Origin of the sequence: Pantoea sp. F_5, assembly GCF_008631595.1 — a bacterium.
Lineage (GTDB): Bacteria > Pseudomonadota > Gammaproteobacteria > Enterobacterales > Enterobacteriaceae > Pantoea > Pantoea gossypiicola.
Map to the genome: position 1 here is coordinate 13,031 of NZ_VWUO01000013.1, position 24,808 is coordinate 37,838.

24 protein-coding genes and 3 pseudogenes are annotated in these 24,808 nt (G+C 53.1%); 14 read left to right on the forward strand and 13 right to left on the reverse strand.

Annotated features, from left to right (window positions below):
- The first annotated feature begins 29 nt into the window (after nt 1–29).
- Both F3I44_RS16865 and F3I44_RS24310 read left to right on the forward strand, forming a co-directional pair.
- A pseudogene (locus F3I44_RS16865) lies at nt 30–365 on the forward strand (phage tail protein).
- A pseudogene (locus F3I44_RS24310) lies at nt 358–787 on the forward strand (phage virion morphogenesis protein). The pseudogenes F3I44_RS16865 and F3I44_RS24310 overlap by 8 nt, the downstream one beginning before the upstream one ends.
- A 20-nt stretch (nt 788–807) precedes the next feature.
- Here the strand turns inward: F3I44_RS24310 and F3I44_RS16875 are convergent.
- Nucleotides 808–1,503 (reverse strand): hypothetical protein, encoded by a 696-nt coding sequence (locus tag F3I44_RS16875; protein WP_150014264.1) that lies wholly within the window; start codon nt 1,501–1,503, stop codon nt 808–810.
- A gap of 99 nt (nt 1,504–1,602) precedes the next feature.
- On the opposite strand from F3I44_RS16875, the pseudogene F3I44_RS23960 reads away from it, so the two are divergent.
- The 8 genes and pseudogenes from F3I44_RS23960 to F3I44_RS16915 form a co-directional block, all read left to right on the forward strand.
- A pseudogene (locus tag F3I44_RS23960) lies at nt 1,603–1,946 on the forward strand (phage baseplate assembly protein V); the annotation flags it as partial.
- A gap of 300 nt (nt 1,947–2,246) precedes the next feature.
- Nucleotides 2,247–2,702: an STM2901 family protein gene (locus F3I44_RS16885; RefSeq protein ID WP_150014266.1), complete on the forward strand. Its 456-nt coding sequence runs from the start codon at nt 2,247–2,249 to the stop codon at nt 2,700–2,702.
- Nucleotides 2,699–3,022, forward strand: coding sequence for a DUF1493 family protein (locus tag F3I44_RS16890; RefSeq protein ID WP_150014268.1), 324 nt, complete (start codon nt 2,699–2,701; stop codon nt 3,020–3,022). Before F3I44_RS16885 ends, F3I44_RS16890 begins: the two co-directional genes overlap by 4 nt.
- A gap of 432 nt (nt 3,023–3,454) precedes the next feature.
- The gene (locus F3I44_RS16895; RefSeq protein WP_150014270.1) at nt 3,455–5,665 is read left to right on the forward strand and encodes a DUF4401 domain-containing protein; all 2,211 of its coding nucleotides are present in this window, start codon (nt 3,455–3,457) and stop codon (nt 5,663–5,665) included.
- Nucleotides 5,658–6,188 (forward strand): GDYXXLXY domain-containing protein, encoded by a 531-nt coding sequence (locus tag F3I44_RS16900; protein WP_150014272.1) that lies wholly within the window; start codon nt 5,658–5,660, stop codon nt 6,186–6,188. The genes F3I44_RS16895 and F3I44_RS16900 overlap by 8 nt, the downstream gene beginning before the upstream one ends.
- Before the next feature lie 191 nt (nt 6,189–6,379).
- Entirely contained in the window at nt 6,380–7,066 is a 687-nt protein-coding gene (locus F3I44_RS16905) for a hypothetical protein (protein ID WP_150014274.1), read from the forward strand.
- Nucleotides 7,067–7,431: 365 nt separating this feature from the next.
- Entirely contained in the window at nt 7,432–8,052 is a 621-nt protein-coding gene (locus F3I44_RS16910) for a dTMP kinase (RefSeq protein WP_150014276.1), read from the forward strand.
- A gap of 182 nt (nt 8,053–8,234) precedes the next feature.
- Entirely contained in the window at nt 8,235–9,548 is a 1,314-nt protein-coding gene (locus F3I44_RS16915) for an FAD-binding oxidoreductase (protein WP_150014278.1), read from the forward strand.
- Nucleotides 9,549–10,557: 1,009 nt separating this feature from the next.
- Here F3I44_RS16915 and F3I44_RS16920 read toward each other — a convergent pair.
- Entirely contained in the window at nt 10,558–11,466 is a 909-nt protein-coding gene (locus tag F3I44_RS16920; RefSeq protein WP_150014280.1) for a LysR family transcriptional regulator, read from the reverse strand.
- A 128-nt stretch (nt 11,467–11,594) separates the two neighbouring features.
- Here F3I44_RS16920 and F3I44_RS16925 point away from each other — a divergent pair, with 128 nt between their 5' ends.
- Genes F3I44_RS16925 through F3I44_RS16935 form a run of 3 tightly spaced genes read left to right on the forward strand, consistent with a single transcriptional unit; the run spans nt 11,595 to nt 15,270 of the window.
- Nucleotides 11,595–12,905, forward strand: coding sequence for an MFS transporter (locus tag F3I44_RS16925; protein WP_150014283.1), 1,311 nt, complete (start codon nt 11,595–11,597; stop codon nt 12,903–12,905).
- Between the two features lie 14 nt (nt 12,906–12,919).
- Nucleotides 12,920–14,008: a tartrate dehydrogenase gene (locus F3I44_RS16930; protein ID WP_150014285.1), complete on the forward strand. Its 1,089-nt coding sequence runs from the start codon at nt 12,920–12,922 to the stop codon at nt 14,006–14,008.
- Nucleotides 14,009–14,010: 2 nt separating this feature from the next.
- On the forward strand, nt 14,011–15,270 hold the full coding sequence (locus tag F3I44_RS16935) for a glycerate kinase (protein ID WP_150014287.1): 1,260 nt from the start codon (nt 14,011–14,013) through the stop codon (nt 15,268–15,270).
- Between the two features lie 228 nt (nt 15,271–15,498).
- Here the strand turns inward: F3I44_RS16935 and F3I44_RS16940 are convergent, their stop codons facing one another.
- From F3I44_RS16940 to F3I44_RS16955, 4 genes are all read right to left on the reverse strand, one after another.
- Nucleotides 15,499–16,176 (reverse strand): anti-sigma factor domain-containing protein, encoded by a 678-nt coding sequence (locus tag F3I44_RS16940; RefSeq protein WP_150019493.1) that lies wholly within the window; start codon nt 16,174–16,176, stop codon nt 15,499–15,501.
- Nucleotides 16,173–16,721, reverse strand: a complete 549-nt coding sequence (locus F3I44_RS16945) for a sigma-70 family RNA polymerase sigma factor (protein ID WP_150014291.1) — start codon at nt 16,719–16,721, stop codon at nt 16,173–16,175. Before F3I44_RS16945 ends, F3I44_RS16940 begins: the two co-directional genes overlap by 4 nt.
- A gap of 61 nt (nt 16,722–16,782) precedes the next feature.
- A complete protein-coding gene (locus F3I44_RS16950; RefSeq protein ID WP_150014293.1) occupies nt 16,783–17,343 on the reverse strand; it encodes a fasciclin domain-containing protein in 561 nt (186 codons plus the stop codon).
- A gap of 129 nt (nt 17,344–17,472) precedes the next feature.
- Entirely contained in the window at nt 17,473–17,874 is a 402-nt protein-coding gene (locus F3I44_RS16955) for a RidA family protein (RefSeq protein WP_150014295.1), read from the reverse strand.
- Between the two features lie 114 nt (nt 17,875–17,988).
- Between F3I44_RS16955 and F3I44_RS16960 the strand changes: the two genes are divergently transcribed.
- Nucleotides 17,989–18,582 carry a TetR/AcrR family transcriptional regulator gene (locus F3I44_RS16960; protein ID WP_150014297.1) on the forward strand — a complete coding sequence of 198 codons (594 nt, stop codon included), beginning with the start codon at nt 17,989–17,991 and terminating at the stop codon, nt 18,580–18,582.
- Nucleotides 18,583–18,646: 64 nt separating this feature from the next.
- Here the strand turns inward: F3I44_RS16960 and F3I44_RS16965 are convergent, their stop codons facing one another.
- The 7 genes from F3I44_RS16965 to F3I44_RS16995 all read right to left on the reverse strand — a co-directional run bounded on the left by F3I44_RS16965 (nt 18,647) and on the right by F3I44_RS16995 (nt 24,714).
- Nucleotides 18,647–19,426 (reverse strand): ABC transporter ATP-binding protein, encoded by a 780-nt coding sequence (locus tag F3I44_RS16965; RefSeq protein ID WP_010246775.1) that lies wholly within the window; start codon nt 19,424–19,426, stop codon nt 18,647–18,649.
- The gene (locus F3I44_RS16970) at nt 19,423–20,109 is read right to left on the reverse strand and encodes an ABC transporter permease (protein WP_150014299.1); all 687 of its coding nucleotides are present in this window, start codon (nt 20,107–20,109) and stop codon (nt 19,423–19,425) included. The genes F3I44_RS16965 and F3I44_RS16970 overlap by 4 nt, the downstream gene beginning before the upstream one ends.
- A gap of 9 nt (nt 20,110–20,118) precedes the next feature.
- Nucleotides 20,119–20,844, reverse strand: a complete 726-nt coding sequence (locus tag F3I44_RS16975) for an ABC transporter permease (protein WP_010246779.1) — start codon at nt 20,842–20,844, stop codon at nt 20,119–20,121.
- Between the two features lie 6 nt (nt 20,845–20,850).
- The gene (locus F3I44_RS16980) at nt 20,851–21,699 is read right to left on the reverse strand and encodes a transporter substrate-binding domain-containing protein (RefSeq protein ID WP_190285970.1); all 849 of its coding nucleotides are present in this window, start codon (nt 21,697–21,699) and stop codon (nt 20,851–20,853) included.
- 21 nt (nt 21,700–21,720) lie between these two features.
- A complete protein-coding gene (locus tag F3I44_RS16985) occupies nt 21,721–22,908 on the reverse strand; it encodes a M20 family metallopeptidase (protein WP_150014301.1) in 1,188 nt (395 codons plus the stop codon).
- A 273-nt stretch (nt 22,909–23,181) separates the two neighbouring features.
- Nucleotides 23,182–24,048, reverse strand: coding sequence for an alpha/beta fold hydrolase (locus F3I44_RS16990; RefSeq protein ID WP_150014303.1), 867 nt, complete (start codon nt 24,046–24,048; stop codon nt 23,182–23,184).
- Nucleotides 24,049–24,099: 51 nt separating this feature from the next.
- Nucleotides 24,100–24,714: a TetR/AcrR family transcriptional regulator gene (locus F3I44_RS16995; RefSeq protein ID WP_150014305.1), complete on the reverse strand. Its 615-nt coding sequence runs from the start codon at nt 24,712–24,714 to the stop codon at nt 24,100–24,102.
- Between the last annotated feature and the right edge of the window lie 94 nt (nt 24,715–24,808).

The window sequence follows — 24,808 nt, forward strand, 5'->3', positions numbered from 1 at the left end:
AACTTTAACAAAGCGGGATTAAGCCGTTTCTGGACAACGGCCAGTTGCTTCCCATGTCCGCTGTGTCCCTGTGGTTGGTATATCGCTACACGCTGAGCGTGGGAATTACTGATTTTACAGGTGAACAGAACCTGCTGATGGCACGGGTGCTTATATAGCTACGCGAAACCTAGAAAGACGCGCGGCAGAATAGTTAGGCGCGTAAGAAATTATTTTCGTTTGATGTCAACATTCTGGCAAATGACCGCTGCGACATCAGCATGGACCTGAAGCTAAGCGAGCGCGTGACAGTGATGGTTGAGAACGTAAGAGCACATATTGAGGCGGAGCCGGAGGAGGAGTTTTGGATGGTGAGACGTGGCTGAACTGCATGAAGTGGATGCCTGGCTGACTGCGCTTTTCTCACAGCTGGAACCGGCGGTACGTAAGACATGGATGCAGGAGTAAGCACACCACTTGCGTCGCGTTCAGCAGGGAACATCATCGCACAACAGTCCCTTGACGACACCGCATAAGAACCCCGCTGAGTCAGCGCCCGCAACAAAATTGGTTGCGTCCGTCGCGGAATGTTTACGAAGCTGAAAACTAAAAATATCTTAAAGCGCAGGCAGGTGCAGACGCCGCTGAGGTTGCCTTTGTTCCGGTGGTGCAGTGGCTGGCCCGCGTCAATCACTACGGCCTGCGGGACCGGGTAAGCCGTCGAGTTCCGATGGTGAAATATGCTGAACGTCCGCTGCCAGGGGTTAGTCAGAGAGTTGAAAGAAAACATACTTTCCATTCTACTTAACTCTCTCTTATTCCAGAAAGTTACGTTAGGTACTCGAAACTTTTTTTTGCTTCAGTATGATTAAACTTCGTTATTCTATTTGTTATGTATATGTCAATAATCATCCCTGTCCCAAGCGATATGAAGTATAGGCAGGAAAAAATAATGATAGGTGACATTACCATTATGGATATGGATGTTTTACGCGTGCTTTTCGCTAAAGATTCTTTTTCTTCGCTCAAAAGCATATATCTACAAATAAAATCCTTAGTTTGCCCATGGATGCCAGCTAATACTTTGAGTTCAGAAGGTGACAGGCAGGTCTCTGGAGTGATTTTCCAGATTTCTTCATTCGAAGGATTTTTTGCTTCACCGGGCTTTATCCAGAATTTATCATGTGTTGCTGAGTAGGTATAATCTATCCATAGGACTGGCCCCTTTAAAAGTAATGCGCTGAATGAAAATAGAAAAGATGTGAAGACGATTATAAACACCAAACCGAAAGTGGATTGAATGTAATTTGCCTTTTTTGTCCTTGCTTTAGTGTTTTTTCGATATTTACAGTAACTCATCCTGATCAGCGGAGCAGATATGTTTAAATCATCGGTTAAAAACTTTTCTTCTGGATAAATTTTATTTAGCCATCCCCATAAGGTTTTAATTGCCCCAGCAAGCCATTTGAATATCAGACTGCCAATTGCTGTGGCCAGGAAGGCATTTATTTTATCGATGTCCATTAATTATCGCCCTTTAAAGACTATGACAGGTAATTTGTATCAGATATCACACAATGAATACTAATTTTATATAAATATTTTTTACGGCATCATGCTTTTATGAATATTCAACTTACTAAAATCATGCGCCTTATAACCAACCTGATATGCACCGGCACCAGGTTCAAAGTGGATCCGGTGAACTAGCTGTGCCGGGTGAAAACGGGCGACCTTGAAACCAACTGGATTAACTGGCTCACCCTGCGTGCTGGCAGCACCCGCACATGGTGACAGCCTACCGTCGATAAACAGGTTATGCTGCTGAGCCTGGGCGGCAATCTTGAAACTACATTTGCGCTGCCCACCATTTATTCGATGCCTTCCCGCAGCCTGACTACCCGGAAAACGGCACCACCGCCGTGTTTAAGGAAGGCGGCTGGTTTCAGTACGAGCCAGAAATTGGCGAAGCTCTCACGGACATCGAACGCACCCGACAGAGCATGCGCGACATCCTGATCACCCCCAAAGCAACCGCATCGCCCGGCGTGATTAAAGTTCGCTGCTCTCGGTGCTGATTGACCTGCATCAGAACGACGTGATTCGCCTGCAGGTTTTCCCGGCTGCATGCACCGCAGATTATTGAGGTGCCGGCCTTTGAAACGCAAAAGCCCGACTTACAGACGACCCGGTAATGGATTAACAACCTGTCACACAGATGGTAAAGTTAAAATACGTTAACCATTTGACGAAAGGGATTTGCAGGTATGGATACAACAGAGCAGCTGGGTGGTACGTATTATTTCAATGGCTTGCCGAATCTGACGCCGCAGGAATTGCTGTTCTGGGTGCTGGTAGATGAGACACAAAAACAGCTGGGCGTGCAGGATATTGTGGCCATTACGGGACTAATTTTAGGCAACAATAATATCGATGTACCCGGGAAACCCAACACGGCAACTCCCGGTACTTCCGTTGCGTCTATCTTTTTCCGCAAACACCTTTCTTACAAATTCCGGCGCCGCATTCTGCCAACGCTGACCGCCAAATCTTTCAGTTTGCGTGGGCTGAAGATTTTCTGGGTTAACAACCTGGGAGCATTCGTTGGCAGGGCCGTACCTGTTGTCGGATGGGTGATTCTGGCAAACGATGTTGCACAAATCAGTTTCCGCACCGTCCACCGCTACAACATGATTGTGCGGCCTGAAGATAAAATTTGGTGAATATTATGACAGTAACCCCTGATGCGGTGCGCGAATTCATTTTGCGTGAACTGCCGCTGGTGACGACGTTCCTTTTCAAGAAAATTGAAATCGGCGAGGATGACATTTTGCAGGAGCAGTATGAAGCGGATGATATCGCTGAAATGGCGGAGAAGTTTTTTAAAGATTTTAACGTGCAGCCAGCAGGCTTCGATCTCGCTGCTTATTTCCCCTGGAAAAACTCCTCACTGTTCTCACGTACCCCCGTAAAACATAATAAAGAGCCACTGACTATAAGAATGTTTATTGAGTCAGCCCGTGCGGGACGCTGGCTTTTCTGATTGCTCACAGCAGGTGATACAGTTGCTCGTACTCTCAGCAGCGCATCTTAAACCTTGAAGATCTGGCGAAACCAGCCGTCTTCACCGTTGCAGTCAGCGGCCAGTGACTGAACGGTTGCGTTTTTTTTCCTGGCATTTCAGCAATGCGGTATCTCAGATAGTAAGCAGTAAAGCCTGCCTGCAGGGTTAGAATTCGTCGGGGCGAATGTCATTTCCAGGCTACCAAAACAGGGCCGCGGTGCTCCTGATCATAACAATGCGACAGATCGCGCAGCGTTCACTCCCCGCCTTTGATTTACGCTGTTATATCCCGGAAAAGATGTTTACATTTGTTCAGCAAAGTTATCTGCCGCTCATCAAAGCGCCATAACAGGGAAGAACCGTGGTTAACATCATCATCAAAGTCACACCGCAAACAGAGGCAGGGAAAGTATGTGGGAGATTACGGCCGATAAGATAACCGGGATGCCATCACGAACGGCAGCATATCTTTGCCGTCAGATTGCTGGTCTCATCAAAGCAGGAAGCATGAGCCCGGAAACATGCCAGCGCATCTTTGCTTTCTGTGGTATCAGGCCGTCAGATGCGCAGTGGCGTCAGTTTCTTATCCCGGTGCTTGGCTGTCTGGGATTGCTGGCACTGGTTGCTGGATCGGTGTTTTTTATTGCCTGGAACTGGGCCTGGCTGCCGAAAATGGCGAAATTTGCCCTGGCCGAACTGCTGATCGTCGCGCTGGCGGTAGTAGTCTGGTGGCGCTGGTACAGCACGCTGGCACGCAGCGCATTGCTGGCAGCAGGATTAAGTTTCGGTGCTCTCTTTGCGCTTTACGGACAGATTTATCAGACGGGTGCAGATAGCTGGGAGCTATTTCGGGCCTGGTTATGCGTTCTTCTGCCGCTGGCGCTGATTGCCCGGCAAAACAGCCTGTGGTTTTGCAGTTGGCTGGTCGCTAACCTGGCATTCCAGCTCTACTACACCACCACGTTACCGACGTCACTGCTGGAACTCGCCGTGTCTGACAGCCTCTTCCGGCTCCCGACGACAGTGCTGCACGGCTATCTGGCGCTGCTGGCAGCCTGCCTGATTATCAGGGAAGTTCTGACCTGGCGGGCAATAACGCATCACCCTGAGAGCTGGCTGGCAAGCCGCTGGTTCTCACGCGTCATGGCGGGATTTTTACTACTGCTGCTGACCGCCATCGTGGCCGGGAATATTTCTGACTGGCACGGTGGTAACCACTTTACGTTATTGACGGGCGGCTGGATGGTTACCCTGCTGGCAGGCTATTACCTGTACCGTTATCGCCATGTTGATCTCTGTATGCTGACAATAGGCATCGCCAGTCTGACAGTTGTGGGCTGCGCACTGATCATGCAGTTATTCCTGGTGGCCTATGTTACGGGTGACCTTTATCTGACCGGCGTCATGATGATTTTCTGGGTAGCGGCAAATGGCTCGATCCTGCTGAAGTGGCAGCGCAAACTGGCTGAAAAGGGACCGTTCGATCAGGCTCCGCCCAGACTGACCTTACTGACAGATGCCCTGCGTCAGCAGGGCCTGCTGAGCGACGCACAGATCAGGGAGATTCAGCAACGCGGTCACGCATTCGATCTGCCCTGGTATCTGAGGCTGGCGCTGAGCATCGGAGGCTGGGTCGCCGCGATCATCACTCTGTTACTGATGGCGCTGGTGCTCTATAGCACTGACCTGCTCGACGACCCGAATGCTGTCACCCTTATCGTGCCTTCACTCGTGCTCGCCGTGATTGCCCGCGGCCTGTTACGCAGCGATCGTGACGGTAAGTATCACCTCGGGCTGGCATGGGCCATTGCGGCGACGTGCGGGCTGATTTTAGGCGTTGTGTTACAAATCCAGAGCGATGACGTCAGCTTTATGATGCTGAGTTCACTGAGCGCGTTACCGATTCTTGCGGCGATGGCGGTGGCGATGCCTGACCGCACTTACCGGTTTATGGCCATCACTGCCCTGACTTTTTTTCTGGTGCTGGCGGGCTATTTACTTTCCCTGCACTACCTGTCGCCAACGGCAGGTTGCGTTGCTGTTTCCCTGCTGGTGGCAGCGGTGATGTTTTTGTGGCTGTGGATTGTCAGTCATCAACTGAGATTACTGGCAGGGCGGTATGCTGACGCCGTACATCCCCTGCTGTATGGCATCCCGGCGGGTCTGATGCTGCTGAGTTTCCCTGGGATAAACGCGGCGGTTCTGATGGATTTCTTCTGGTCTCCTGGGCAGTTTTCTATGCTTCAGTCTGCGACAGGCACCGGTATTGCGGCAGGTTTAGTGCTGAGTGCGCTCAGTCAGAAAAGGATCGGTCAGCCGCTGTTTTCGATAATCACACTGCCCGCCGCCCTTATCTGCGGAGCTGCCGCCCTTTATGCGCCGGGTATCGGGCTGGGCTTGTGGCTGATTCTGATGGCGCGTTATCTGGGAAGTCCGGGATTGATGGTGGTCAGTGCCGGGTTCATGGTGCTGTATGTCATTGGCTGGTATTACTTCCTTGAGGTGACTCTGCTGCAGAAAACACTGTTACTGCTGGCTGGCGGTCTGGTTTTGCTGGGGCTGGCGTGGGTCGTCGCAAAAGTGTTACCCGCAAAAATCGGAGGTGCGAGTGAGAATGCGTAAAAAGAGCCGATGGCTGGCAGGCGCAGTGATAGCGCTGGCGCTGGTGGCCGTCAATGTCAGCATCTGGCAAAAAGAACAATTACTGAAACAGGGCGCGATCATGATTTTATCCCTGGCACCGGTTGACCCGCGCTCCCTGATGCAGGGTGATTACATGGCGCTGAATTATGCCCTCACCCGACCGCTGGAGCAGACGCTGTATCAACAGGCAGTGGCCTGCAGCGCGGCGCGGTCATCTCCATGCCTGCCCACCAGCGGGGCTCTGATTGTGGATCTCGATGCGCAGCGTCATGCGATTCAGGCCCGGTTTGATCAGGGTGAGCCGCTGCAGGCAAATCAGTTACGGGTGAAATATCATCAACATTCCGGCTCGCTGACCGTCGGCACCAACGCTTATTTCTTTCAGGAAGGTCATGGCGAGCGTTTCGCGCAGGCACGATACGGGGCATTCCGCGTGGGAGATGATGGCACAGCACTCCTGACAGACCTGCTTGATGAACAGGGGAAGGTCATTCAGCCTTAGTTATGCAAGACGCTCGCTGAACAGTACAAAACAGACTGGCAGTGGCCTTAATAGCTCTACTGAAAGGATTTCTGTAGCGGATCACCACAATGCCTTTGCAGGTCTGCGGCCATCAGATTAATCAGGTAGCCTGAAACGTCAGACAGAAATATCTTTAACGACAAGCTGATTTAAATGGCAAAAGGTCTGATATGAAATCGATGAATCTGCACAACATTTACCGTTCTGCAAATGAAAAAACCGTTGCGATGTGGAGGGAAAATGCAGGCATTGGCGATATCAGGCAAGGGAATTACTACGATTCAGTAAAACTCGCTCTCGCAACAGGCATACAGCCATCTGTATCCTCTGATGTCTCACGTCTGCTGCGTGAACTGCAACAGCTTACCAGAGATGATCCGCTGGCCGATGTTCTGCCAGCAGACGGTTTTCATTTTACCTTTTTACCTCTGACCCTGCCGCTCTATCACGAAAACGCGCCGTTGCCCGATAAAGTGGATCAGCTGACGGCTATCTGGACCGGATTTGAGGCGAAGAAAATCGTTATCAGGGATCTCCGGCTCGTTGCGTTGCCCGGTCAGTTGTTGCTCGCAGGGATCCCTGAAAATCCTGCTGTAACCATGCGCCAGTCATTCTGCGAAAAAGTGCTCGATTCTGACTGGAAAAATGAGCTGATGATGCGTCATTTGGGCAGCCCATTACCGGCCCCCTTCTGGCACAGCACCCTGCTGCGCTACAACGCGGCATTTTTACCCGTAACCTTACGTCGCTATTTTCTGGAACGTCAGACAGTTGATTTTGGGGATGTCGCCGGAGAACTGACGCTGGCAAAGGTCAACTACAACTGGACAAAATGTTACCCGTTACGGGTTAACTGAAGCTATGCGATTCCCTGTCAGAAACGATTTATGGCCTGCAATTACATGAGAGTCGCATGCGTTCAGGTCCGTTTTTCTCTCAAACCCTCCGTTTGCAGACTTAATCAGGATCTTTTTGTTTACCTGGCTGTTCCCGTAAACTAGAGGACGCAGGTTTTAATTCATGCACCAGAAAAGAGGGTGATTAAGCCTGCCATGCAGAGCCAGTTTTAGCGTATCCATCATTGTCTGTGAATACGCCTCAATTCTGTTCTCGCAAAGATGGCCGACGGCTTAAGAAAATATCCGCTTCTCACCCCAGGAAATAACATGCTTTTGGCAGATGTATCTTTTACTGAAATCCTGACTCAATCGTCACTCCTGACATGAGTCGTCAACTGTTTGTTTCTCTGGATGGCCCCAAGGGAGCCGGTAAAACCACGCTGCTGGAGGCCATCACGCACGTGCTGAGGGCAGACAACATAAAAGTGATCCGACTCAGCGAGAAAAAGAGCGATCCTTTCAGGGCGGAATCCATGGCGCTGGTTAACCGGCTTGCCAGAGATCCCTCGGCAGAGCTGGAATGGGACATCTGTCAGCGCTTTGCTGTCAGCCGCGCCTGGATTTCGCAGAACGTATTGACTAAACAGCCGCAGGACAGCGTTATTCTGATGGATCGCTGGTATCCATCGGATGCCGCGTTTCGCCGGATGGTTCCTTTTACAGAGATTCTGCAGCTAAACCGTGAGCACAAGGTCCGCGCGCCAGATCTGCATGTCGGGGTGGTCACTGCACCGGAAATTTCCTGGGAAAGAGCCGCAGCCCGGTCGCGTGGACTGGGAAGTACGGTAATTTACCGACTGGAAGAACATATCGCCTGCACCCGCGCGTTTGAACAGGAAATTGCCAGCAACGGCTGGCTTTTATGTCGCAATGAAGGGAGCATTGAAGAGGCAACGATGCAGGTGGTGGCTGAAATTTACAGCGTGCTTATCGGACCCGAATAGCAGAAACATAAAACTCTGTGGGCGCGTTATCCTCTCTTATCCGCACATCCGCGCACATCGGTTGTGCAGAAGAAAACCTTTATTTTACTTGTCTGAAATCAAGATTAGTCAGATTACCGCTGGCACAGACATCCCGCTTTCCCCTATAAAATTGCTTTATTTTTCATATAAGGCACAGGGAATTGCGCTACGCGTCTATACCATTCAATCATAATCAATCGGGCTGGCCTGCGGGTGAGCACAGTTTTTCGCCACAGCCAGCGTTGCAGGGCGATATCACTGCAGACTGGGTCATCGTCGGGGCAGGATTTGCAGGCGTCGCCTTTGCGCGCCGTCTGGCGGAAATCAATCCGAAGCTGAAAATTATTATCGTCGAGGCTCATAGCACACAGCAAAGCGCATCGGCACGTAATTCCGGGTTCGTTATCGGTCTGCCGCATAATATTGGCAGTTCAACGGCCGAATTAAAAAAGGCAAACGCATACCGGAATTTGCTTCAGGAAGGCATTCGTCAGCTGGAGCAGGTTATTTCGCAGCATCATCTTCAGTGCGACTGGGAACGGGTCGGCAAATATCACTGTCAGGCTGAACCTGGTAATGACGCTATTTTAAAAGAGTATGCCAGTCATCTCGATCTGATGAATGAGCCGTGGCAGATGTCAGACAGCGAGGAGCTGTACCAGAAACTCGGTACACGCTTTTACAGCAAAGGGATTTATACACCGGGCTGCGTGTTGGTTAATCCGGCGCAGCTGATTGCCGGCCTGAACGCGTGTTTACCTGAGAATGTTCAGCGCTTCGATAACACACCCGTGCTGGGGATCCGTTACGGCAGCATGGCTGAAGTGCTTACACCATTTGGGGTGATCAAAACGCCAAAAGTGATGCTGGCTACCAATGCACTATCGCCGGAGCTGCGTCCGGGGCTTTCGCGTCAGGCTGCTATGGCTACCTTCGCCAGCATCACCGATCCGCTGACGGACGAACAACTGGCTACCCTGCCCCCCATGCAGAGCTGGGGACTCACGCCGGTTAACGCGATTGCCGGAGCGACCTTCCGTTTTACCTCAGATCGCCGTTTCCTGATTCGCCAGCATGTCATACCCGCGCTCAGGGGCCAGGTAAATGCAGCCCGGACTTATGAGGCGACCCAATTGCATGAGCACTTATTTAAGAAAGTCTTTCCGACGCTGAGCAATGTGAAGATCACTCACACCTGGTCGGGCACCATCAGCGTCACGCGTAACGGCGCGCCAGAATGGGGTATGCTGAACAAATTTCTCTGCACGGCGGGCGGTTGTAATGGTGCTGGCATCTCAAAGCAGACCGTGGCAGGCACGCTGCTGGCGGATTTCATGATGAAACAGGATAATCCGCATATTGCAGATATGCTGTCGCTGGGCAAAGCGAATGTCATGCCCCCCTCGCCAGCGCTGGATATCGGCATTGCACTGTCGCTAATGAAAGAGCGATATCTGGGCCGTAAGGAAATTTAATTATCAGAAAAAGTGACCATAAAAGACGTGCCGGAATTTATTACTGAAGTGGTGATTTAAGACATGCACATTGGCGGGACTTTATTAATCGCTTTTTGCACAAGAAGCGTAACAATGAACGCATGGTCACTCTTACTGCTCACTCCGGTGCGTACTGGACGTTCATTCCCGCAAACGTAGTTTATAACCCTCTATGTTTACTGATTGCATCAGTGAGTATTGTAAGTCACAGTTCCAGTTAAGAATTATTTCAAGAACATTAATTTTCCGACAATTGCAGTGTGCCAGATTCGAAAACCGCATTCTCTTCAAACAGACCGGCGTGATCAGCATCAAAAATTAACGACATGAACCGCACAACGTGCAGCAAAAAGTTCATTTTTAATTAACATTAGCAGGATGGAAAAATGAGCCCTGCCTGGATCTATCAGATCACTAAAAATACTAAGCAAATGTTTTAAGGCAGTTATTACCATCATCACTGTCATCACCTTTCTTAACTCAAGATTGCTGGCATATAAATTTTATTAACGCTTACTGATTATTCCAGAAAGAACTTTATTGGTTTATTTCCGCAAGGTTATGGCATACCTTTATGCCACGATTTTATGTCAGTCAGCCCGTATTGCCCCGCTCAGCGTTCATACTGCTATTCTCACTTTATATCGCTGTTTTTCTCAATTTCGCTTTTTACAAACAGGCCTGGTCACTTATCGCGCCGGACGGGATGCGCAATATTCTTTTTTTCCTTTCCATGCCGATTGCCGCATTGTGTGTGATAAAAGTGTAGTAACGCTGGCCTCCTTTTCTGGCTGGACAGCATAACCCTTGCGCTGTTTATCATTGTCGCTGCCATAGCCGCAATAAGCCCGCAGGAAAGTAAACGTGATAAGGCCCCCGGTTGGGGCTTTTATCTGGCTGGAGGCTCTCTGCAAAACGGTGCATCGCGCAGGTAAAAATAAATTATCTGCTCCGGTTATGTGTGTCTGAAAATAATCCGAGTTGCTATTCACAGGTCACGTGTCAGCGCGTCGAGATTATCAGCGAGCATATCCAGCAGGGCTCTGACATAAAGATTATTGTTTCCCTGATGCCACATCGCACTGAGCGGCAGCCCCTCAATATCTATGGCAGGCGAGAGAGTCAGATACTTGACCCCGTCAGCATTCATATTTTTATAGGATGACGGTACCAGAGCAATGCCCAGACCGGCGGCAACAAAGCTCAGGATGGTCTGTTTCTCTTCAGCATACTGTGCAATGACAGGTGTGCAACCACCCGCTTTGAACACATTCATCGTGAGATCATGGCTGTGAGGCCGGGTACGCCTTTCTGGCATGATCACCGGCTCATGACAAAAATCACGGATAGTGACCTCGGAATAATTAACAAGCCGGTGATGGGCAGGAACAGCGAGCACGCAGGTTTCATTCGCGATGAAACGCGTCGTCAGCATGGCATCAACCTGTTCAGGAGGGCGTATCAGGACCACATCGAGCCACCCTGATAAAAGCCGCGGAATAAGAGTGTGAGATTTATCTTCCGTAATATGGATATCCGCTTCAGGAAACTGCCTGACAAAGAGATTAATTAATTTCGGCAATAATCCTCTGGCAGCGCTGTCTATAGCGCCAATTCGCAGCGTTCTTTTCTGCGTTAATCTGTTTTTGAGGAACCGCAACCGCAGTCCATCAAAATCCGCAAGAACGGTTTTGGCCTCATTGAGGAAAGCCGCCCCTTCAGGCGTCAGCGAAACATTTCGGGTTGAACGGTTCAGCAGCCTTATTCCCAAGTCATCTTCAAGCAATCTGATGAAGCGACTCAGTGACGCAGGCATCATTTCAAGCTTACGGGCAGCCCGTCCAAAGTGAAGCTCATCACCCAGCACAACAAAGCAACGTAACTGATTTATATCCATTTTTTTACCCGAACCTGATTATGCAAATTATTTGTATAAAGCAGTGCCGATGATAAAGCTGCTCAAAACTTCATACTGGGATTATTACAAAACAATAACAACCCTACATGACTGTGGAGCATCGCGAAATGAATAATGACCTCGAAAAAAAGGTTATGCGCAAGGTTACACTTCGCATCATTCCTTTTATCATGCTGCTGTATTTCATCGCATTTCTGGACCGGGTTAACATCGGTTTTGCGGCCCTGACCATGAATGAGGATCTGGGATTTTCACCCACCGTATTCGGGCTGGGCGCTGGCATTTTCTTTCTCGGTTATTTTCTGTTTGAGGTTCCGTCAAACTTAATTCTGCATAAAGTCGGTGCCCGCATCTGGATTGCCCGCGTGATGATCACCTGGGGCCTGGTTTCTGGCTGTATGGCCTTTGTGCAGGGCACAACCAGTTTTTATGTACTGCGTTTTCTGCTCGGTGTGGCAGAAGCCGGTTTTTTTCCTGGCATCATCCTCTATCTCAGCTACTGGTTCCCGGCAGCAAAACGCGCCCAAGTCACGGCGATTTTTATGGCTGCAGCGCCCCTTTCTACAGCACTCGGATCGCCCATCTCGGCGGCACTGCTGGAGATGCATGGCTTTCTGGGTTATGCCGGCTGGCAGTGGATGTTCGTCATTGAAGCGATACCGGCATTACTGCTCGGCGTAGTTGTCCTGTTCTTTCTTACCGACCGCCCGGCCAAAGCGAAATGGCTGACCGACGAAGAACGTACCTGGCTGGAAAACACCATGCGCGCCGAGGAGCAGACCCGGGCAGCTAAGCAGAGCCACACCAGCGCCTGGCAGGGACTGGCAGATAAACGCGTCCTGGCGCTGGCGCTGGTCTACTTCGGTACATCGGCCGGGTTGTACACGCTTGGGATCTGGTCACCGCAGATTATCCGCAGCTTCGGCGCAACCTCAATGGAGACAGGCTTCCTGAACGCCTTCCCGGCTGTGATCGGTGTTATCGCCATGATCCTCTGGGCGCGGCACTCTGACCGCACCCGGGAACGCAGCTGGCACGTAATTGGTGCGTGCCTGCTGGCTGCCGTCGGACTGATTTATGCCGGTAATGTCAGCACGATTTTCACCGTCATCATCGCCCTGACCCTTGTCACCGCAGGCATCAGTGCCTCTAAGCCCCCACTGTGGAGTATGCCAACGCTCTTCCTCAGCGGGCCGGCGGCGGCGGCGGGCATCGCCACCATCAACTCGATTGGCAACCTCGGCGGATTTGTTGGCCCGATGATGATTGGCGTAATCCGTCAGCAGACGGGTAGCTATACCTGGGGTCTCTACTTTGTCGCCGGATTGCTGGGGCTCTCTGCTCTGGTTGTTCTGATTCTCACTGCCAGAACCAACAAGCCGCAAACAGCCGAAATTCCTCATCCTCATACTCATTAACTGGAGAAGTCACTATGCGTAATTACAAAATTGCTGCCATCCCTGCCGACGGTATCGGTCCGGAAGTTATTTCAGCGGGAATTGAAGTTCTGCAGGCGCTGACACGCCACAATCCGCAGCTGAAGTTTGAGATCGAGACGTTTGACTGGGGCTCAGACTATTACAAGCAGCATGGCGTGATGATGCCGGAAACCGGGCTGAATACGCTGAAGTCATTCGATGCTATTTATTTTGGCGCGGTCGGCGCACCGGATGTGCCTGACCACATTACGCTGTGGGGTCTGCGTCTGCCCATCTGCCAGGGTTTCGATCAGTACGCCAATGTCAGACCAACCAAAATTCTGCCGGGCGTAACCTCTCCGCTGCGAAACCGCGGTCCGGGCGACCTGGACTGGGTCATTGTGCGTGAAAACTCCGAAGGTGAATATTCCGGGAATGGCGGCCGCGCACATCGTGGTTTACCGGAAGAAGTGGGCACCGAGGTGGCGATCTTTACCCGCGTTGGCGTGACGCGGATTATGCGTTATGCCTTCAGACTGGCGCAGTCCCGTCCGCGCAAACTACTGACAGTAGTGACCAAATCAAATGCCCAGCGCCACGGGATGGTGATGTGGGATGAAATTGCCGCCGAAGTGGCGCTGGAGTTCCCGGATGTACAGTGGGACAAAATGCTGGTCGATGCCATGACACACCGCATGACGCTGCATCCGCAGACGCTGGATACCATCGTTGCCACTAACCTGCACGCCGATATCCTTTCAGACCTTGCCGGTGCGCTGGCCGGTAGTCTGGGCGTTGCACCGACCGCCAATATTGATCCTGAACGCCGCTTCCCTTCCATGTTTGAACCGATCCATGGCTCTGCCTTCGATATTACAGGCAAAGGCATCGCAAACCCGATAGCCACGTTCTGGACCGCAGTACAGATGCTGGAGCATCTGGGCGAACGTGACGCCGCTGCGCTGATTATGGACAGCATCGAATATGTTTGCGAGAAAGGCATTCTGACGCCGGATGTGGGTGGCACTGCCACGACCGCTGACGTTACCCGCGCGGTCGTGCAGTTTATCGAAGCCAGCGCTGACGTTACCGAGACGGCATAACCATGAGAAATGAACAGGCCGCGACAATCCTTCGCGATATTTTTCAGCACGCTGTTGACAGCGCCCGGGCCGGACCGGTTATCCCGCCGAACCTGCCGGAAAAACCGCGTGGCCGCTGTGTGGTGATCGGTGCCGGTAAAGCCTCAGCAGCGATGGCGGCAGCGGTCGATGCGGCCTGGCCGGATGTGGATCTGTCAGGCGTCGTCGTGACGCGTTACGGGCACGCGGTGCCTGCCGGACGCATCCGTATTATCGAGGCGGCCCACCCGGTGTCAGATGCCATGAGCGAGACGGCGGCGATGCTGATTATGGAGACGTTGCGCGGGTTAACGCCGGATGATCTGGTGCTGGCGCTGATTTCAGGTGGAGGATCAGCGCTAATGGCGCTGCCTGCACCGGGACTGACGCTGGCAGATAAGCAGAAAATTACCCGCGCACTGCTGCACAGTGGTGCGAGCATCAGGGAGATGAATCTGGTTCGTCGCCGTCTTTCCGCAGTGAAAGGCGGCAAGCTGGCACGCCTGGCGCAGCCAGCGCGTATCGTGTCATTGATCATCAGCGATGTGCCGGGCGATGACCCGACGGACGTGGCGTCCGGCCCCACCGTTGCCGATCACAGTACGCCACCCGATGCGCTCAGGATGCTCGAACGTTACGGTATTGCGGTCCCTGAAGCGGTTCGCAAAGTGCTGAACCAGCCCGCCAGTCCGGTGGAAAACGTAGTGAACAGTGAAGTCAGGCTGATCGCGACACCTGCGCTGGCGTTACAGGCGGCGGCGCAGGCCGCACACAGACACGGGCTGACGCCGCTGATTCTGGGGGACGCAATTGAGGGTGAAAGCCGTGAAGTGGCGGTAGTGATGGCCGGTATCGCCAGGTCGGTGAAGCAGCATGGTCAGCCGGTTCGCGGCCCTGCGCTGCTGCTGTCGGGCGGTGAAACCACCGTGACTGTCAGGCAGGGGCAGGCTGGAAAAGGGGGGCGTAACACCGAGTTTCTGCTCAGCCTTGCCTGTGCATTGCAGGGTCAGGAGGGTATCTGGGCCGTCGCTGGTGACAGTGACGGTATTGATGGCACAGAAGATGCTGCAGGTGCGCTGGTCTTCCCGGATACACTCACACGCGGCAAACTGAACGGCCTTAATGCGCTTAATGCTCTCGATGGCCATGATAGTTACAGCTATTTTCACGCGCTTGATGATCTGCTGATCACCGGCCCTACGTTAACAAACGTCAACGATATCCGGGCAATCCTGATTGCGTGAGCGTGTCGCTCCTCCGCGTGCCGGGGGAGCGACATTTTATGGGTTAACGCAGATGACTGCCCTGGCCATTCAGAAACGGGTTGGCTGACGGGCCGACTCATTGCAGCTATAAATCATAAAAACAGACTGACCGTCCGATGGACGTTTTGATCGTTGCCTGTCTACCCCTCTTCAAGGCCAAAACGTGCAATAACCGCCAGGCGGCAGATAAATCCCTGCTGATGAAGGTTAAAGCAGCGTAACTTTGCCCTGGAAAATCACCGGCCCGGACGGCCCGCTGAGTTTAGACCCCCCCACCGGTTCCAGACTTACCGCCAGTATGGTCTTATTATCCAGCTCTCCGGAAGGCAACTTAAAGGCATTCCTGTCGCGGTGATCGATCAGTCCCAGTGATTGTGGCGGAGCACTGTCCTTTATGAGCCATAGCTGTAAGTTTTTATTTTCTGGCAGCGTGACGTTCAGTGCTGAGACCTGAATTAATGACGCGCTCTTGTCCAGACTCACGACAAACTGTGCATCGGGCTGCGCGCCGCTGAGAACCGCAATCGGCTGCAGATCGTGCGTCACATCAGGCTTCGTCACCCAGCTCAATATGAGGATGCCGGTCATTACCGCGGCCAGGCTCCAGCCGAGCCAGAATCCGGGATGCCACTGTTTGCGTTTTTTGCCGGGGGTGCCAGGTTTCCGGTCGAGATCCTGCGCAATCTGCGGCCAGAGTGCAGAAAGCGGTGTGATCTCCTGAGTCGTCAGATCAATGCCACTGAACGCGCTCTGCCAGCGCACCACCTCTGCGGCAAAGGCTGCATCGTCATTAAAGCGTTTATCAAGCCGTTGCCGGGTGTCAGCGTCCGTTAGCCCAAGCACATATTCCGCGGCAGTGAGATCATCATTTTCCTGACCAGTCATAAGCCTATGCACTCCCGAAGATGGGTTAACGCGCGACGGATCCAGCTTTTTACCGTGCCTTCGGGCTGACTCATGGAGAGTGCGATCTCACTCTGTGACAGGCCACGATAATAGGCAAGCGAAAGGCTTTGTCGCTGTTCTGACGGTAACTGCGCCATACAGTGCTGAAGGCGGCGCGCCTCTGCAGGACTGTCGTCAGAGGGACGTGAACGCTGAAAACCCGCTTCTGCTTCGCTGATTTCCTCCATCGAACAGCATCTGTTCTCGTGTCTACGCAGAAAATCGATCGCCTTGTTTCTTGCAATGTGACTGAGCCAGATGAGCGGTTCACTGCGCTTAGGGTCGTAGTAGTTTGCCGACTGCCAGATTTGAATAAAGGTGTCGTGGAGGATCTCTTCTGCCCAGTCGCGCCGTCTGACCATACGCAGAATAATGCCGTAAAGCCGGGGTGAGAGGACGTGATAGAGCTGCGCCAGCGCAGATTTATCGCCGCAGGCAATCTGGTTCATTACGTCAGCCTGAATATGAGGCACAGTTTTTGTCATCGGCTTCCCTGTTAAAGGTGTAGCCACAGTATCAGTGGCTACACACAGTATAGGTAACGTGTTATGGCATTAGCACGGTATCGATAACGTCGATGACGCCGTTACTCTGATTCACATCATAAGTGGTAATGTTAGCGACATTGCCCTGAGCATCTTTAAGCTGAATGTTGTGCGGGCCGTTTGCCATTACCCACAGGGATGCGCCATTTACCGTTTTCAGCGCCGCTTTGCCTCCACCCGCTTTGATTTTTTTCTCCAGCGCTTTCATGTCCAGTTTTCCTGCGACCACGTGATAGGTCAGAACGCTGGTGAGCTTCTGTTTGTTCTCTGGCTTAAGCAGAGAGTCGACGGTACCCTGCGGCAATTTTGCAAAGGCGGCATTGGTCGGCGCAAAAACGGTAAATGGCCCCTTCCCTTCGAGCGTCGGAACCAGACCGGCGGCCTTAACAGCCGCGACCAGCGTGGTGTGATCTTTCGAGTTAACAGCATTCTCAACAATATTTTTTGACGGGTACATGGCAGCGCCACCGACCATGACCGTATCGCTGTCCATGGATGCCGCATAGGTGGCACCGCTGAAAACGAATGCAGAAAAAAGCAGAGTTGGCAGGAATGGTTTCATTTTCACTTCCCTCATTGAGTTTGCAGACAGGGCCGATGTGCCCTTATCTGTTAATACGAATGAGCGAAGAAAACGGATGCAAAAAATTTTAATGATTTTCTTCCGGCATCCGTTTTTGGCATCACCAGATTATTTTTGTTGTGCCGGAATGCGGGCAATCACCTTGATTTCAAAATCAAATCCCGCCAGCCAGGTGACCCCTACCGCTGTCCAGTTAGGGTAAGGGGGCTGCTGAAAAATGGACTGCTTCACCAGCATGATGGTTTCAAACTGGTTCTCCGGATCGGTGTGGAACGTGGTGACATCGACCAGGTCGTCAAAAGTGCAGCCTGCCGCAGCGAGCGTTGCCGCCAGATTTTCAAACGCCCGTTCAACCTGAGCAGCAAAATCGGGTTCGGGCGTGCCGTCAGCACGACTGCCCACCTGACCGGAGACAAACAGCAGATCGCCTGATCGGATGGCAGCAGAATAACCATGCTGCTCGTAAAGGGCATGACGGTTAGCGGGGAAAACAGGTTCGCGCGTAATCATAATGGTTCCTTTCATAGCGTCAGTCGGGAAAGCAGGATGCGGCGTACACAGGATTGATTTAATATACGCGGCGTATGTCAAACAATATACGATCCGTATGTGAAAGGAGAGCTTATGGCCGCTAAACGTCGCGCGGAAACAATGGAAGAGAATCGTGCAAAGCTGATTGCAGCAGCGCGCAGCGCATTTGCTGAAAAAGGCTTTGCGGCGGCATCTATGGATGAACTGACGGCCAGCGTGGGCCTGACCCGTGGTGCGCTTTACCATAACTTCGGCGATAAAAAAGGGCTGCTGGCGGCGGTGGTTGCGCAGGTAGATAGTGAGATGGCGCAGCGGGCTAAAGCAGCTGCATCCGGTGTGGAAGATGAGTGGGAGAGGCTGGTGGCAGAAGGCATCGCCTATATTCGGTTAGCCATGGAGGCTGAAGTGCAGCGTATTGTGCTGCGCGATGGCCCGGCATTTCTGGGTGATCCCGCGCAGTGGCCCAGCCAGAACAGCTGTCTGGCTGCCACGCGCGAAACGATTGTGAAGCTGACCGAAAGCGGAACCATCAAGCCGGTAGACGCCGATGCCGCCGCGCATCTGCTGAACAGCGCAGCGCTGAATGCCGCACTCTGGGTCGGCTCCAGTAGTGACCCGGAAAAGGCACTGCCAAAGATGATCGAGGTGTTCACCCAGCTGGCGGGTGGCCTGCGCCAGATCGATTGATCCTGAACATGGCTTCAAACGATAGTCATCAGTGCTGAAGCCAGCTTGCATTATCCCGGTTACTTTAGCCTGCATTGCGCTCAAAGTGGCTGTTCACAAAGGCACGACAGCGTGGCGAGATCGGATCGAGGAACACCTGTTCCGGTGAACCCGACTCCTCAATCATACCCTGATGCAGAAACACCGCTTTGTTCGACACGTCACGCGCAAAGCCCATTTCATGGGTCACGATAATCATAGTGCGCCCTTCTTCTGCCAGACTGCGGATCACCCGCAGCACTTCACCCACCAGCTCCGGATCCAGCGCAGAGGTCGGTTCATCAAACAGGATCGCTTTCGGCTGCTGCGCCAGCGCCCGGGCAATCGCCACGCGCTGCTGCTGTCCGCCTGACAGCTGCGACGGCCAGGCGTCGCGTTTTGCGTAAAGTCCCACTTTATGCAGCAGCGCTTCGGCTTCTTCAATTGCCTCTTTATGGCTCCGCTTCTGTACATGAACCGGCGCTTCAATGATGTTCTGCATCACCGTTTTATGCGGCCACAGATTAAAGCTCTGAAACACAAAACCAAGCTGCATCCGCATCAGCTTGATACGGCGGCGCTGCTCGCGGCTCAGCTTTTCGTCGGCGTTATCCAGCGTGACGTTTACCTCGCCGACCGCAATTTCGCCCGCCTGCGGCACTTCAAGAAACGGAATACAGCGTAACAGCGTACTTTTTCCTGAGCCGCTGGCACCAATCAGCGAAATCACATCACCATCCTGCGCGGTCAGGCTGATGTCGTGCAGCACTTCGTGTCCCGCATAACTCTTTCTGAGATGGCTCAGCATGATAGTAGGTGCGGTCATGATCGTGCTCCGAAATAGTAAGGTGATAAACGCCGTTCCAGCATTGATACACCTTTGCTGACCAGCATGGTCAGTATCAGGTAAATCACCGCCGCGCTCAGAAATACCTCCAGCGCCCGGAACGTGGAGGAAACAATTGAGTCGGCAATGCCAGTCATCTCCATCAGGCTGATGGTGCTGACCAGCGACGTCGCTTTAATCATTGAGATGATTTCATTGCTGTAGGCCGGCAGCGCCTGACGAATCGCAATCGGTAAAGTGATGCGGGTAAAGATCTTGTACGACGACATGCCCGAGACTTTAGCGGCCTCCAGCGACTGCTGACTGACGGCGCGCAGCCCGCCGCGCAGGATTTCTGAGGTGTAAGCCGCATCGTTGAGGATCAACGCCAGTAAGCCGCACCAGTAAGGATCGCGCAGCAGCGGCCAGAAAAGGCTGTCGCGCACTGCCGGTAAACTGCCGAGGCCGTAATAGACCATAAAAATCTGGATCAGCAATGGCGTACCGCGAAACAGCCAGACGTAGAAACGGCAGAACAGGCTGCCGACGCGCGACATACGCAGCAGATTAAGCAGCAACGCCAACACGCCGCCCCCCAGCAGCGAGAGCAGCGCCAGATTGATCGTCAGCGGCAATCCTTTCAGCAGCGCCAGCAGCGTCTGCTGTAAAAACATCATATCCACGTGGACTCCTTAGCCTTTTACGCGCTGTTGACCGCGCATCGCAAACTTTTCCACGTAGCGGAAAACCATATCGGAACAGGTGGTGATAATCAGGTAGATCACCGCACCCACGCTGTAGAAGAAAAAGGACATCTGAGTGGAGTTGGCTGCGGTCGAGACCTGATTCATGGTTTCTACCAGCCCGGTGACCGAGACCAGCGCCGACTCTTTGATCACCGATTGCCACTGGTTGCCCATACCCGGCAGCGCGGTGCGTAACGCCTGTGGCACGATAATGCGGCGAAACATCATCAGCCGTCCCATGCCGGTGACAGTCGCCGCTTCCAGCGTACCGCCCGGAATAGCGTAGAACGCACCGCGAAATACGCCGCTCTGATAGGCACCGGAGATCAGGCCAATGGCGATCGCGCCCGCCACAAAACCGTTCACATCGAACGGCCCCTGGAAGCCCAGCGCGGTGCCCACCGTTGAGACCACCTGACGTCCACCGAAGTAGAAGAGGTAGATCACCAGCAGCTCCGGCACGCCGCGAAACAGCGTGATGTAACCTGCCGCCAGCCGCTGCTGCCAGCGCGAACCGGCAATCTGCATCCAGCAGAGCACGCTGCCCAACAGGGCACCCAGCAGCCAGGCGCAGAGCGACACGCTGACCGTGACGGCGGCGGCATTAAGCAGCACGCCTCCCCAGCCCTCATCCCCAAAGCCCAGTATCTGCCAGTCAATATTCATCAGCATCAGCAGTTACGCTTTTGGCGCGACATCTTCGCCAAACCATTTCATCGACAGTTTGCTCAGCGTGCCGTCTTTGATCATCGACTCCAGCGCCTGATTCAGCACCTGCTGCAGCTCGCTGTTGCCTTTACGCAGACCAATCGCCGAGCCAGCACCCAACACGCCACCCGAGAAGCCATAACCGCTGCTGCTAATCGCATCGCTGTGTTTTTTCACAAAGGCGTTGAGGTTGGTACGTGAAGCCATGACGGCATCCACGCGGCCATTCATCAGGTCAGCGAAGGTTTCAGGACCCGCCTGATAGGTGCGGATAGTGGCAACATCGCCCAGGTATTTCTGCAGGAAGTCCGCCTGAATAGTGGCGACCTGCACCGCAATAGTTTTGCCTTTGAACGTGGTTTTCAGGTCGTCGATTGCTTTTTTCATGCCGGCGTCGTCATCCGCCGTCACCACCGTGCCGCTGCCTGGCAGCGTAGCCAGCGGGCTTTTTTTCGCGGTCACAAAGCTGGAGACGCTGACAGTGTACTGATGAGTAAAATCGATTGCTTCAGCGCGCTTTGGCGTCACCGTCACCGCGTCTATCACCGCATCATATTTACCGTCGATCAGGCCCGGGATCATGCCTGACCATTTCTGGGCGATGATTTCATATTTAAAACCTGCACGCTTCGCCAGCTCCGCCACCATATCCGGCTCGTAGCCGACGATTTTTCCGCTCGGGGTCGTCTGGTTAAACGGAGGATAAGCCGCTTCGGTAGCAAACTTCAGGGTGCCGAAATCTTTCGCCTGACTGAAGGCGGAAGTGGCAAGCAGCACCACGGTCAGAGACGCCTTCAGGAGACGGTTACGCATCATCATAGAAACCTCATGTCTTTATTATTAAGAGAGTAAATCAATCGCAAGACGGGTCAGCGCCTGCGTCCCGGCGGCAATGCTGCGTTCGTCCGGCTGATAGTCGGAGTTATGCAGATGATCGTCACGGCCCGGCGTAGCGGATCCAATATGAATCTGACAACCCGGTACCCGTTCCGTAAACAGTGAAAAATCTTCGGCACCAAAGCTGGCGCTGGGCTGCGCGATGATGGCCTTCTCAAACTGATGCGAAAGAATCTGCTCCAGTGAATCGATGAGGCGATCGTCGTTCATTAAGGGTGGAACGCCACGCTGGAAGTTAACTTCTATGCGGACGTTCTGCGCCAGCGCCACCCCTTCGCACATCCGTTTAAATGACGCTTCCATCGCAGCCCGCACCTCCGGCGATTTAGTGCGGATGGTGCCCTGAAACAGACAGCAGTCAGGAATGATGTTGTGGGTGGTGCCGCCCTGAATGTGCCCGATGGTTAACACGGCGGAGTGAGCAGGATCGCGTTCACGCGAGATGATGGTCTGGAGCTGGCTGATGAGATGCACGGTGGCGATAATCGGATCGGTGCCCATATGCGGACGGGCCGCGTGGGTCGATATGCCGTGCACCGTCACGTCGAATTCGTCGCTGGAGGCGGTACTGGCTCCACGCGTCAGGGCAACGTCACCCGCAGCCAGTTCAGGTTTGTTATGCAGGGTTACTGCCCAGTCAATGCCGTCGGCCACCCCGTCTGCGATCATCGCCTCAGCACCGCTTTCTGGCGTCTCTTCCGCAGGCTGGAAGATCAGCCGGACGCGGCCTTTTAGCTGCTGACGATAGTGCGGCAGGATTGTGGCCACACCCAGCATCGTCGCCGTGTGAATGTCGTGACCACAGGCGTGCATTTTGCCGGGATAGCGGCTGGCAAAGGGTAAACCCGTCTGTTCATGTATGGGCAGCGCGTCCATATCAGCACGCAATAGCAATGTCTTACCCGGCTCCGCGCCGTCGATATCCACCACGACACCGCTGCGACCAACGCCGGTCCGGGGATGCAATCCCAGCGCCTGCAGATACTCTGTGACCAGGCTGGCGGTACGCAATGTATCAAAGCCTAATTCCGGATGCGCATGGATATCACGCCGAATCGCCACCAATTGCGTTTCAATCTCTTTAACTCTGGCTTTTATTTCCCCGGCCAGTCGTGCTTTTTCCTGATTCATCGCAGCCCCGGCAATATGAGGACGGCAGTCTGGTGCCGGCCCTCTTTTAAATCTCATCCTGACGTTGGATGATGTTGACCGTTTATTTATTCACAGCACGTGACAGAAAGCAACGCGTTATAACATACGAGGAACTATGAAAAATCAGTAGCTTATGTTTATTTATTGGAAAGCCGTATGAGATAGCAGCGGATCAGCAATAATATTAATAATCCGCCGCGCGACATTACTTTCCCTACTTTCAGGCGGTGTTATTCAGCGTATATCCGGAGGTTAAATAAAGAAGTCTGCCAGTATTTCCGCTAATTTCTCTGGTTGTTCATCAGGAATAAAATGACCGCAGTTGAGAATAGTTTCACTGTTTACCTGCTGCGCCACAGCGCGTAACGGCGTAGCCATATCGGGTATCGATCCCTGGTCAGCACTCACCGCCAGCAGCGGCATTGCCAGCTTACCGCTTAACGCACGCTGACGGTTCTGCTCTGCCGACTGCGAGAAGGCGCGGTAAAAAGCCAGTCCCGCGCGTAAAGCGCCGGGCTGCTGAAAAATGCGCAGATATTCACGACGGGCTATCGCATCAATACGATGAGGATTCGCTGCTTTGCGGTTAAAAAACCAGTCAAGGTAGATCGCCTCCCTGCCGGTAATGAGTGCTTCCGGCAGATCATCCACACAGTGAAAACCGAAATGCCAGGTTTTCCAGGCGCTATCACCGACCATCGGCAGCAGGTCAGGCAGGGTCACACCGGGAATGCCGCCATCCAGCAGCGCGAGACGGCTGACCTTATCGGGATGGGCTGCTGCCAGTGACCAGGCGATCCATGCTCCGATATCATGTCCGGCCAGATTAAAGCGTTCGATTCCCAGCTGATTTAGCAGCGTCACAATGCATGTCGCTACACTGTCGGTGTCATAGCCACTGGCTGGGAAATCTGAATCACCCTGCCCTGGCAGGTCAGGTGCAATGACTTGAAAACGACTGGCCAGCCGGGGAATCACCTCCCGCCAGGCGTAACTGCTCTGCGGAAAACCAGCGAGCAACACCACCGTTTCTGCGTGTTCGCTGCCATCGCTAAGGTAGTGCAGGCGCTGTGTGCCAACGTTGATAAAATGATGCTGATAAGCGGGTTGAGAATTCATAAAGCCTCCGGATAATAAGGAAACGATCACTTCCTTAATGGATAAAAAAATTCAGTCGAGTAACTTCAGTGCCAGAGGGATGATGCTGCTATCGGGCCGGGTAGCCGCAACTTTACCGGCGACGCGCATCCCCAGCACGATACAGAGCATCAGCGAAGCGGTGGCTTCACAGTCCAGTGCAGGATTAACCGAACCATCCTGCTGACCCAGCCTGATAATCTGCTGTAAGTTCTGCTGATTGCGCATCAGCGCCGCGCTGACCGCGCTGGCCAGCTCCTCATCCAGTGTCTGCAACTCCACGGCGCTTACCGCGACCAGACAACCGCGCTCGCCTTCCACATCGCGCACTGAATCCACGTAAAAATGCAGCAGCGCCGCCAGTTGATCATGCCCATTTTCACATTGCGCCAGCCGCGCAGCTAAGCTGCCGTTACGCTGTGAGAGATAGCGGGCAAAGACCGTAGCAAACAGCGTTTGTTTGTCGGTGAAGGCTTTATAAATGCTGCCGGTGGTCAGCTGCATAGCCTGGCCCAAATCGCCGATTGAGGTGGCGTGATAGCCTTTTTGCCGGAAAACCAGCATTGCGCTGTCGAGTGCCGCATCGGTGTCAAACGCCCGTGGTCGTCCCCGATCTTTATTAGAGTTATCATGCATCGATAGCACCATTAGGAAATGATTGTTCCCTTTAAGATAGACTGATTTGACTGCTATAAAAAGCATTTCTATGCTGACGTAAAAACAGCAGTGCCAATCCTTCATC